Raw genomic sequence first — 12,238 nt, 5'->3', positions numbered from 1 at the left:
GTGGCAGAATATTCAACACTTAATTTTCTATAATTAATTGAACCAAGATTAGCCTTAAAAATGGCTTAGTGACGTCATCAAAATTGGTTAACAATAACCAATAATGACAGACAAAACGATGTGATATTAAAAATAGTCGATTTAACCTAATTCATAGGCTATACAATCGGTAAGAGTAATCTATTTATACTGTTGCTTAGGATATAAAGGGAAAAAGACAAATTTAGCGGTGTTAGATCGTTTTGAATTTTACTTTACAGGATCGTACAACATTATAAAACCAATGATGTACGATCCTTTTTATTATTAACCGTTAATATTCAATTCTACCAACGGATCATCATTCCAACATTCCCTGATAGACCTTGACGATGAGTGCTACCAAAGTTATGTTCATATCGAACATCACTATACAGATTCATGTTGGTCACTATAGGTAACTGCATACCGATACCCATTTCTCCCCAAGTTCGTGCAAACTTTTCGTTGATATGATTACGACCGATATTGGTTTTTTCTGGATTTACGAAATCATGCCATAAATTTCCGATAACATAAAAAGATTTGCGTTGACTAAATTGGTTATCATCATGATAGGATAACTTTAAGCCTAAACGACTACGTAAACCGTCTTGTCCATTTTGATCAACATGACGAATACCATCTTTAAATTTTCTTAAATTGATATGTTGGTAAATCAATTGTGCTTGTGGTTCTATTGACCAATTTTTATCAAACACTGAAATAGCGTGCCCAACTTCAGCAGAAACGGCAGCAGCCCAACCATGTTGACTATCTGGGTTATGGCTATTTTTAGCATGATACTTATTTGTTAAATAAGATAATTGACCCACTAAATCTAAGTAACTCCCACCTTGAGTATAGTAAGTATTAGTTAAACCTAAACTAAAACTTTCTGATTTACCATTACCTGTTTTTTTATCATGCGTGATAACGCCATCTTTTGCATGATATTTATCTGAAAAATCAGTATTGGCATTACTATAAGCAAAATAAGCACCCAACATCATGACATCTTGACTATCTGTCTGTTTAACAAAAAAATCATGACCAATTTGTAGACCATAAATATTTGTATCAAGATTTAAACGTTGTTTACCATCTTGTTTATGATGTTTTCCAAAAAAACGTCCCCAAGAATGATTTCCATTGACTTCACTACAATCATAACAAGTTATGTCACCTCGACGTTCTCTGAAGCTGGCAATACTTGAATACCCTTGTTCTAAATTGACACGTGGCATCAATGTATAACCTGACACCGGATTTGCGTAAATTAACTTATCAAATTTAGCATTTCGAGCATCTTTGCTTGATTTCGAATTAGCAGCCATAGTCCAAAAGTATTCATCACCACTCTCTGTTGTGCGTTTGGCTAATTGAAACTCAACAACGCCATTCGTTTTTGCTGTGCCGCTAAAGGCTTTTTCGTTATTACTTTCGGCAACATAAATGACAGGCGTTGTATTTATCACTTTAGTGATTGATTTTATATCACCATCAATAATATTTTCTTTACCATCATTAGAAACAGGAACAACAACGGTATGCCCTTTAGCTGAACCGGCAATTTTTATTGTATCAGATTGAATATTCTTATCGCTTTCATTATCAGCAGCGCCCCATACAGTATGCATTTTCACGATACCATTATTTCCAACATAATCACCCTTCACATCCATAATATGAAATTCAGTTGGCGATTTATGAACAAATGAAATGAGACCTGAATTAATGACATTATTTAAATTTGAGTCGCCATTAATATACCATTGACCACTATTATCAAGATTAATAATACCTACATTCGCATCCATTGTTCCGCTAAGTTTACCTGCATTATTAATATTAATCGTACCTGGCGTGATATTTTTAAATAATGAACCTTTATCAAAAGAAAGATCCCCATTATTGCTGTTATTCACAATAAACGTTCCTGTTCCTTCATGAATAAACATATGTTCAATTGATGTCGAATCGGGATCTGCTTTAAGTGTTCCATTATTGTTGAATGTTGTCGTATCATCACCCATGACAGCTGCATGGACTATTGATACATCATTATTTGAATTTAAGGTGATAATACCATTATTCGTTAAGGTTCCGTACCATAAATGAATACCCTTTCCTGCGGTTGTAATTGTCGTATTTTTATTTAATGTTAGATTGCCAGAATATTTTTCATTTCCATCTTTGTTGCCTAGGCTGATTCCAATACCACTAACTTGACTGTTATTAATGATTAAATCATTATTAAAGGTGATATTTCCCCCATTACGTATCGCATCTGCTCCATCAGTGTTAAACGTTGCAACACCATTGACCGTTACCACATTGTTATCTTTTACAACTTCCAGTGGTGCGCCAGTCGGGGTTTTTTTAGTTATCGTTAAATCACCTTTAACTAATAGAGTACCTTTATTGTACATATAAATACCACGAGAAACCTTATTACCCGTAATAATTTCCAAATCACCATTAAATATTGTTGTCCCGCCTTCTACTTGAGGTCCGCCATTACCGCCACCTATCGCTAGCGTGTGATTACTTGAATAAGAAGGGCTTATCATTTTTACCTTATCAGCAGTAAATATTGCTGTTGTATTTTCACCCTCAATGCGTGATAAATTAGTACCATAGTAATCACCATTTGAAAATTCACATGTTGAACCTTGGTTAGCATACGCTTTGTTACCAGCATAGCAATCAGCATAAGAAAAATAGGGAGTACCCATTAATGCTGTTAATACTAATATTTTTTTAAATTTTGATTTTCCATGTCGTAATACTTCCGAAGTCATAATCCAACGTTGTAGTGCAACATTCCATTTTAATCTATATTTTTGATCCATATTTAAAACAACTCTCATTTAATCCCATCAATTAATTTTATGTAAAACACAAAATTTCCATCTTGCCTTAAGCTTATTTATATATCGGTCAGAACACTTAAATTCTTTATGTTTTTTTTCAACTTACCCCTTAAAATTATAACCATTTGACTGATTTTGATTTTTTAATTTTCACTGAATAATACATTACCTATTTTTACTTATATGATAATTTTAACTCCAATAAAAATTTAATTAATATTGTGAAAAATGAATTATTAATTAATGACAACTTAATATCCAAATTTTATATGCTATAAAAAATATTTACTTTTTTTATAAATAGAATTTAATATCAAACTTCAATAATTGTAAATAATTATTTATTTATGTTTAGATTGTGTTAATTCATTAACAATTATCGAATTTAGATATTCACAAAAATTTCCAAAAATCATTTTATAAAAGATGAGTTGTTTATATTGAGGCATGTCAAAATGAGGTTGCAGTTGAGTTTATAATAAAAATTGCAGTCTTTTTTATTACTAAACTATGAACGCAAAAAAAGGCGTTTTTAAAAGCATCAACTAAATTAACATGAATATTTTAACCTTTTAACTTTTAACTATTTCATCAATAACTGTTTTAAATTGATAGCGAATTTATCCAAAATTCCTAAACATTCATTAGCAAATTTTTATTTAAATGCATAATAGTTCGTCCTGCTTGAGGCTTTAAATAAAACATCTGTTTAAGTCAATTATGTTTTCTTAATCCATTCAAAAACGATCATTTTATTACTCATAATAAAGCGAATAAACGATCATGCATCAGTTTTGGTTTTAGTTCGTTTTATACTTTCCTAATAATTATTGTTATAATGACCTATTTTTACAATAATTTGAGAGTGACTTATGTTAAATCAGCTTAAAGCAATTATTCAGTATCTTCTTCCAAAACAGTTTTTAACAATTATCTTTGGATGGTTAGCCAAAAAACAGTTAGGAAAAGTCACAACATGGATGATCAAAGGCTTTTGTAAGTTATATCGAGTCGACTTAAGTGAAGCAAAGCTCACTAATGCAGCAGACTATAAAACATTTAATGATTTTTTTGCGCGGAAATTAAAAGAAGATGCTCGCGAAATTGATACGGCTGATAATTCAATTATTATGCCTGCCGATGGTGTGTTAAGCCAATTTGGTACAATTCAAGATAGCCAATTATTACAAGCAAAAGGACATTTTTATTCACTGGAATCCTTGGTTGCTTGTCATCCTGATATGATTAAGTACTTCCAAAATGGATCTTATGCCACCACCTATCTATCGCCAAAAAATTACCACCGTTTTCATATGCCATGTGACGGTACATTACGCGAGATGATCTATGTGCCTGGTTCACTTTTTTCAGTCAGTAAAGCCACAACAGAAAGCATTCCGAATATTTTCGCGCGTAATGAACGTGTTATATGCCTTTTTGAAACAGAATTGGGGCCAATGGCACAAATATTAGTTGGTGCTACGATCGTTGGAAGTATTGAAGTAGATTGGGCTGGAATAATCACACCACCACGTGAAGGGATCATGAAACGTTGGACATATTCTGATGAAATTAAACTTAGCAAAGGTCAAGACATGGGATGTTTTAAATTAGGTTCAACCGTTATTACATTATTTGCTTCAAATGCGATTGAATTTTCAAACGATCTTAAAGTTGGTGATATAACACGTGTAGGTCAAAAATTAGCTGAAAGGATTTAATAATATGTGGATGCGTGGATTGTTTTGTTTTTTATTAATGGTTTTTTCTTCAACCATATTCGCTGAAGAAAAAATAACGACTATTGATGATGTTCAACAACTTACTGAAATCGTTGATAAATTAAACGAAACTAATGAAGATCTTCGCCAAAATATGGAAAGCCAAAAGATTCATTTAACCAGTATAATTAATGAACAGACAAATATATCAACGCAAATCTCCCATGTTCAAAATACACTAGCTACTCTCGATGAACAAGGAGAGTGGCTAAGCTTTTCAACGGCACTAGGTGAAACATTACGTCAACAATTATTACGTTTACCTGAAAAACCAAAATCTTTAGCGCTTGACGCAGAAATAGCCAAAGCAAAAGTTCAACAACTCAATTATAGTAATGTTCTTAAAAATTTGGATAATTATCCAAACTTATCAAATCAAATTAACGCTGGAAAACAAGGCTCGCAATATCGCCGTCTATTACGAGAACAAAGCGAGTTACTTAAAACGTTAATTGCGGGTACAGATACCACTATTTTAGAATTAACCAAATTAAAAATTGCCAATAAGCAATTAATTAATGCTATTGACGAAGTGAATGATGCTGCTCATCGATATTTTTTCTGGGTTGCTGATGTGAATCCCGTATCACTAAGTTTTCCGTTACAATTAGCTAAAGACGTCAATTATGTTATATTTTCGATCGACTCGCTTTCACAATTATATAAAGCGGGAATCCAAATACTGACTACCCCGAAAACACTTTTTTTACTTATTTTATCGATATTATTTGTCGTTGTGCATTTTAAAATGCGTAAAAAATATTATGCATTTTTGAATAAATCTGCATCCCGTGTAGGTAAAGTAACTCAAGATAATTTTTCATTAACTTTAGAAGTCGTCATATATTCTTTAATAATGGCTTTACCGGTTCCTATTTTATGGGCAGTCTTCGGCTATGCGTTACAACTTAACTGGGATTATCCTGTTGCCGTTGCTTTAGGATACGGTGTTAATGCTGCTGCTCCAATTTTATGGGTATTTATTATTACAGCACATCTGGCATCACAAAACGGCTTATTTATTAGTCATTTTGGTTGGTCATCTAAAAAAGTCCGTGCAGCCATGAAATATTATCAATTATCGGTATGGCTTGTCATACCATTGGTAATGGTTGTCATGAGCTTTGATCAGTTCAGTAATCGTCAATTTGCCGCAACCATAGGACGTATTGCGTTTATCATTCTTTGCTTTGCGTTAGTGTTTATGACTAACTCTATTCACCGAGCAGGTGTCCCACTGTATATTGATAAAAAAGGATCGGGTGAAAATTTATTAAGCCGTATCGTTTGGTTAATACTTCTTAGTGCACCATGGCTTGCCATTTTTGCTGCTTGTTTGGGTTATTTATCAACGGCACAAGTTTTATTAGGTCGTCTTGAAGCATCGGTCGTGATTTGGTGTGGGCTTCTCGTTATCTATTTTATGATTCGTCGCTGGATGTGGATACAAAAACGGCGTATCGAATTTGAACGAACTAAGCAACGCCGTCTTGAACGTCTGCAACGCGCTAAAACACCCGAAGAAGATCTGGCTGACAACGTCGATGAGCCTGTTATCGATTTAGATGCGATTAGTGCACAATCTCTACAACTTGTGCGTTCTATCATCATGTTAATTGCCTTAATTAGCATGATTTTACTTTGGTCTGAATTACATTCAGCATTCGCATTTATGAATAATATCAAACTTTGGGGAACTACCACGATCATCAATGGTACTGAAGTTGAGCAATATATTACTTTAGGCGCTGTATGTATTGCCATTTTGGTGATGACAATTACCGTCCAATTAGTTAAAAATCTTCCTGCATTACTGGAATTGGGAATATTGCAACACTTAGATTTAGCGCCGGGCACTAGTTATGCAATATCAACCTTATCAAAATATATCATTTTAATGATTGGCTCAATGATGGCCTTTTCATTTATTGGGATAGATTGGTCGAAAATACAATGGCTTATAGCAGCACTTGGTGTTGGTTTAGGTTTTGGTTTACAAGAAATATTTGCAAATTTCATTTCGGGATTAATCATTCTTTTCGAAAAACCAGTCCGAATAGGCGATACCGTAACAATCAGAGATCTAACGGGTAATATCACCAAAATTAACACTCGAGCCATCACTATTGTTGATTGGGATCGAAAAGAGATTGTGATGCCGAATAAAGCCTTTATTACCGAACAACTGGTTAACTGGTCATTGTCAGATTCTATTACACGAATTGTACTCACTATACCGGCTACAATTGATGCTAATAGCGATCTGGTTATTGAATTACTTCAAAAAGCCTCGGATAAATGTGAATATGTGCTTAAAGATCCAGAACCGCAAGTTTTTTTAGTGGATATTCAAGAAGGTATTCAATTATTTGAACTGCGTGTTTTTGCTGCTGAAATGGGGCATCGCATGGTGTTACGAAGTGCAATCCATAAATTAATCTTAGAAGCCTACCGTGAAAACGGTCTGACACTACCTTTCCCACCCTTACAAACCAATTTAGAGGCACTGGGTCGCAAAAGTGGGCGTCGTAGTTATACTGTAGGAACCATTTAACCAAAAAGTGTCTCTAACCAACGCACACCGAAGGCGCCTGGCGCTAACAAGACAAACGCCCATATTGGTGCTGACGTAATGTTAGCTAAATTAAACTTAGTTGTTGGCATATGCATTGCGCCAGCAACTAACGGCACTACGGCTCTTAACGGACCAAAAAAACGCCCGATAAAAACTCCTAACGCGCCATAACGTTGAAAAAATTGCTCTGCTCGAAAAACCAGTTTGGGATACTTTTTAAGTGGCCAAGAATGGATAACTTGATGATGATAATGTTTACCTAACCAATATGAAATTAAATCCCCCATAATGGCACCTAGCGAAGCAGCAATCAAGACAGGTGCGAAAGAAAGTGTACCTGTTCCAATTAATGCGCCTACACCTAATAATATAGCCGTTGCTGGAACCACTAAAGAAATAATGGCAAGCGATTCACCAAATGCTAATAAAAATATAATGGGCAAAGCCCAGATTTGATGATTTTCAATAAATTGCATTATTGTGTGTGTAATTTCATTTAAAGACATAATTGCATCACAAATTTTCAATTGATTATGGTGATCTATTTTATCATAATAAGCCAATATTAGCGTTAAGTTATCAGTGCATTATGAATTATCTTACAACTATTTTTAAGAATGCTAATACCCTATTTTCAACAAATCCAGATAGCGTATAATAGCTATCCACTTAGCCATAACGTTTTATAAAAAACAGATAGCCAGAGAAAGTCTATGACAATCGGTTTAGAACATATTACCGTTGAAAAATTTAACAGTAATCAACCCATCCATTCGGAACATGATGTTTTAGCTTTAGAAACCGCTGTTGCATTGGTTTATAACGGCATTTCACATGTTGTCATGATGGCAACCCCTAAAGATCTCAACTATTTTGCTATCGGCTTTTCATTAACAGAAGGTATTATTCAATCCATAGATGATATCTACAGCATTGACATTATTAAAGTGACAAATGGTTTTGAAGTTCACCTTGAACTATCATCACGACGATTTTTTGAGCTTAAACAAAAGCGCCGGAACTTAACAGGTCGAACAGGTTGTGGTATTTGTGGCACTGAACAGATAGAACAAGTCTGTAACATCTTGCCTACCTTGCCTTCCACTCATTTCATTGAGTTACCCAATTTTAATCAAGCATTGTCAGCCTTAAAACGTGTCCAAACCGTTGGTGAACAAACGGGTTGTACCCATGCTGCAATATTACTAGATTTAGAGGGTAATTTTATTGCCGGTTTCGAAGATATAGGTCGACATGTCGCACTGGATAAATTATTAGGCTTTCGAGCGACACAACTTAAAAAAAATCCGACCTTTTCTCAAGGTGTTATTGTCGTTTCAAGTCGAGCCAGTTATGAAATGGTACAAAAAACCATTCATTGTGGAATTGAAATATTAATGGCGGTGTCTGCTGCAACCTCGATGGCAGTCGATATGGCAAAGAAAAGTAATCTCACCTTAATCGGTTTTTTCAAAAATGATAAAGGTGTGATTTATTCAGCTAGTCACCGTATACGTTAAAAGGTGAACAATGCGAGTTTAACGATGAGTTTTTATGTGATCTTTTTCGCGTTTTAAAAAAAAGATGATTAATTATTTTTTTAAATATGACATACTACGGCGATTTTAAGAATGTGCCAAAAATAACAACACCATCTCACATTCTCAAAATAAATTTATTAATAATACATTAATCTTGAAAAGATGAATTAGCTTCATCAAAATTTATTCTTACAAACATCTACAGACAATTTAAGGATACATCCATGCATCAAACATCTGATATTCAACAAGCGGTCAGCTATATTCAACAAAAAACCAATAAAAAACCAACTATTGGTATTATATTAGGTTCAGGATTAGGCCCTTTTGCCGATACGCTTGAAGATGCAATTCATATTCCTTATGACACAATCCCTCATTTTGCAAAATCAGCCGCTGTAGGACATTCTAATGAGTTAGTTATTGGTCAAAGCGGTGATAAAACAGTAGTTGCCATGAAAGGACGTTTTCATTACTACGAAGGGTTTTCGTTAGATCAAGTTACCTTTCCGGTGCGAGTCATGAAAATGTTGGGCGTTGAAAAACTGATTATTACCAATGCTTGTGGTGCCGTTAATACCAGTTTTAACCCTGGTGATTTAATGCTGATTACTGATCATATCAACTTAACGGCAAATAATCCTTTAATTGGTCCGAATAACGATGAACTAGGCGTACGTTTTTTAGATGTCAGTGAACTTTATAATAAACAATTACGTGCAACAGTTTTAGACGTTGCCAAAGAACTCAATATTACCTTACGCCAAGGCGTTTATGCTTGGTGGACAGGGCCAACTTATGAGACGCCTGCAGAAATCAGAATGATTCGCGTATTAGGTGCTGATGCTGTCGGTATGTCCACTGTACCTGAAGCCATTATTGCTCATCATTCGGGAATTAAAACGATAGGTATATCCTGTTTAACAAATATGGCTTGTGGTATTTTGGATCAACCATTAGGGCATGAAGAAGTGATTGAAACAGCAGAACGGGTAAAATCAACGTTTTTACAATTAATTACTAAAACGATAGCACGCTTTTAATCACCGTTTTATTGTGTTGATGTTGTATTTAGGGTTTACTTTGTAGGTATCTGTAATGAACATAAGCAATAGATTGAAAATAATGTTGTTTTTCCAATACTTTATTTGGGGAAGCTGGCTAGTTACCTTTGGCTCTTATATGAGTCATACTCTACATTTTTCAGGGACTGAAATAGGGTTAGTGTTTAGTTCAAAGGGACTTGCCGCATTAATTATGCCATGTATTATCGGCATTATTGCAGATAAATTTTTACAACCTAAATACCTTTTCATGCTATGTCATACAATCTGTGCCATTGCTCTTTTTTATGCAGCATCAATCACTCAACCTAATCCATTATTTTGGGTAATGTTAGCGAATGCTTTAGCATTTATGCCAACTATCGCTTTATCGAATTCGATCAGCTATCACTGTTTAGACAACAATAATATTGATTCATTAAAAGCTTTTCCTAAAATAAGGGTTTTTGGTACCGTAGGCTTTATTATTGCAATGTGGGTAATTAGCCTACTTAAATTAGAACAGAGTCATGCACAACTCTATGTAGCCAGTATCGCATCAATCATACTTGTCATTTACAGTTCAACACTACCAAAAATAACGATTCAAAAAAAAATAAAACAGTCATGGCATTCTCGATTAGGATTAGACGCATTTGTACTTTTTAAAAACCCGACGATGGCGGTGTTTTTTTTATTTTCGGTATTAGTAGGTGCTATTTTGCAAATCACCAATACTTTTGGTACTACCTTTTTACGTGATTTTAATAAGATTCCGCAATTTGAAGATAGTCTAATTACACAGTACCCGGCTATTTTATCTTCAGTTTCACAAATGGCAGAGGTTGCCTTTATCTTGACTATCCCATTTTTTCTCAAAAAATTAGGGATAAAAAAGGTCATAATGATAAGCTTAATCGCTTGGACTTTAAGATTTGGACTATTTGCATTTGGTGATCCAACACCTTTTGGTTTTGTTTTACTCATGTTATCCATGATTGTTTATGGTTGTGCATTTGATTTCTTTAATATTTCCGGTTCAATTTTTATTGAAAAAGAGGTTAATGCCAGTATACGAGCCAGCGCACAAGGTTTATTTATGACTATGGTAAACGGTGTCGGTGCTTATTTAGGTTCAATTATCAGTGGTTTAGTTGTCGATATGTGTACCCATAATAATGTAAAAGATTGGCATGCAATATGGTTAATTTTTGCATCTTATGCACTCATTTTAGCTATTGTGTTTTACTTTAGTTTTCATGATGTCCATACAAACAATAAACAGGTCAAATAATAGGATAATCAACTCATATAATGGATTATAACAACATGTTTATCTTCTAAATCCAATCAATTCGTATTCATTATCATCACTCATTTAATGAACTTGAATAAACTACAGGGCTAATCACCCTGTGAGTATGTTTTACATCGAAAATTATCGATGAGGTTTTTTTGTTACAAAAGTATTGAGATTCAAATATGAAAGAAAAATTTTTAGGCAGTTTTCTAGTTTTTTTAGGGGCATGTAGTTTTGGTGTCCTCTCTTCTATTGTGAAAACCGCTTATCAAGCTGGATATACATTAGGTGAAGTTACCGGTGTGCAATGTTTTTTGGGTATGCTGATACTATGGGGCAGTCACCTAATCGTTAAGGGCTTAAATAAACCCAAAGCAACCCCTGTTAAACATTCTCCTTCAACCCCAAAATGGAAAGTATGCGTTGTTGGAATTTTTCCCGGCTTAGTTGGTATCTGCTACTATCAGTGTGTTCAATTAGTTCCTGCTTCAATAGCCATTATTTTACTGATGCAATATTTATGGATTAGTATCATTATTGATTTTGTTATATTTAAAAATAAACCGAGCACCTTTCAACTCTTGACAGTAGCCATTATCATCGTCGGTAGTTGCTTGGCAGCAGGCGTGCTTAATCAAAACATTCATTTAAATTTTTCAGGTTGTTTATTTGGATTTTTAGCCGCTTTAATGTATTCCCTTTTTATCACTACCAGTAGTAATGTGGGTAACGATTTACCAAAACTTGAAAAAAGTGCCTTAATGATAACTGGTGCATGTATTATTACGTTTTTAATTTTTCCACCGTTATTCTTTTTTAAATACAGTATTTCAGAACCACTTTATGTATTAGGATTCTTATTAGCGTTATTAGGTACCGTCTTACCACCCTTTTTATTTTCAGTTGGTATGCCAAAAATTGGCATTTCATTCAGTGCAATATTATCGGCAGCAGAACTTCCGATAGCCGTGACCTGTTCATATTTCTATTTGAAAGAATCTGTCCTGTTAACGCAGTGGATTGGTGTCATCATTATTCTAATAGCCATTGCATTGTTAAATCTGAAAAACCTTAAGAAAGGCTCATAATGGCGTTATAGTTTAC

Annotated in this window: 8 protein-coding genes; 6 read left to right on the top strand and 2 right to left on the bottom strand. The window is 34.2% G+C overall.

Annotated features, from left to right (window positions below; genetic code table 11):
• Positions 1-326: 326 nt before the first annotated feature.
• On the bottom strand, positions 327-2,873 hold the full coding sequence (locus A9G10_RS09145; RefSeq protein WP_179855828.1) for an autotransporter family protein: 2,547 nt from the start codon (positions 2,871-2,873) through the stop codon (positions 327-329).
• An 893-nt stretch (positions 2,874-3,766) separates the two neighbouring features.
• On the opposite strand from A9G10_RS09145, the gene asd reads away from it, so the two are divergent.
• Positions 3,767-4,615 (top strand): archaetidylserine decarboxylase, encoded by an 849-nt coding sequence (gene asd, locus A9G10_RS12620; protein WP_065559231.1) that lies wholly within the window; start codon positions 3,767-3,769, stop codon positions 4,613-4,615.
• A gap of 4 nt (positions 4,616-4,619) precedes the next feature.
• Positions 4,620-7,229 (top strand): miniconductance mechanosensitive channel MscM, encoded by a 2,610-nt coding sequence (gene mscM, locus A9G10_RS09135; protein ID WP_065559230.1) that lies wholly within the window; start codon positions 4,620-4,622, stop codon positions 7,227-7,229.
• Here mscM and A9G10_RS09130 read toward each other — a convergent pair.
• Entirely contained in the window at positions 7,226-7,756 is a 531-nt protein-coding gene (locus A9G10_RS09130; protein WP_065559490.1) for a DedA family protein, read from the bottom strand. The genes mscM and A9G10_RS09130 overlap by 4 nt on opposite strands.
• A 207-nt stretch (positions 7,757-7,963) precedes the next feature.
• Here A9G10_RS09130 and fdhD point away from each other — a divergent pair, with 207 nt between their 5' ends.
• The 4 genes from fdhD (at position 7,964) to A9G10_RS09110 (ending at position 12,222) form a co-directional block, all read left to right on the top strand.
• Positions 7,964-8,770 carry a formate dehydrogenase accessory sulfurtransferase FdhD gene (gene fdhD, locus A9G10_RS09125; RefSeq protein ID WP_065559229.1) on the top strand — a complete coding sequence of 269 codons (807 nt, stop codon included), beginning with the start codon at positions 7,964-7,966 and terminating at the stop codon, positions 8,768-8,770.
• Positions 8,771-9,015: 245 nt separating this feature from the next.
• On the top strand, positions 9,016-9,834 hold the full coding sequence (locus A9G10_RS09120) for a purine-nucleoside phosphorylase (RefSeq protein WP_065559228.1): 819 nt from the start codon (positions 9,016-9,018) through the stop codon (positions 9,832-9,834).
• Positions 9,835-9,889: 55 nt separating this feature from the next.
• A complete protein-coding gene (locus A9G10_RS09115) occupies positions 9,890-11,128 on the top strand; it encodes a nucleoside permease (RefSeq protein WP_065559227.1) in 1,239 nt (412 codons plus the stop codon).
• A 188-nt stretch (positions 11,129-11,316) separates the two neighbouring features.
• The gene (locus A9G10_RS09110) at positions 11,317-12,222 is read left to right on the top strand and encodes an EamA family transporter (protein WP_065559226.1); all 906 of its coding nucleotides are present in this window, start codon (positions 11,317-11,319) and stop codon (positions 12,220-12,222) included.
• Positions 12,223-12,238: the final 16 nt, after the last annotated feature.

The sequence above is a fragment of the Gilliamella sp. wkB308 genome (genome assembly GCF_001690185.1).
In the GTDB taxonomy this organism is placed as follows: domain Bacteria; phylum Pseudomonadota; class Gammaproteobacteria; order Enterobacterales; family Orbaceae; genus Gilliamella; species Gilliamella apicola_I.
Note: the sequence above shows the minus strand (reverse complement) of the source record. Positions and strands in the feature narration are given on the sequence as shown.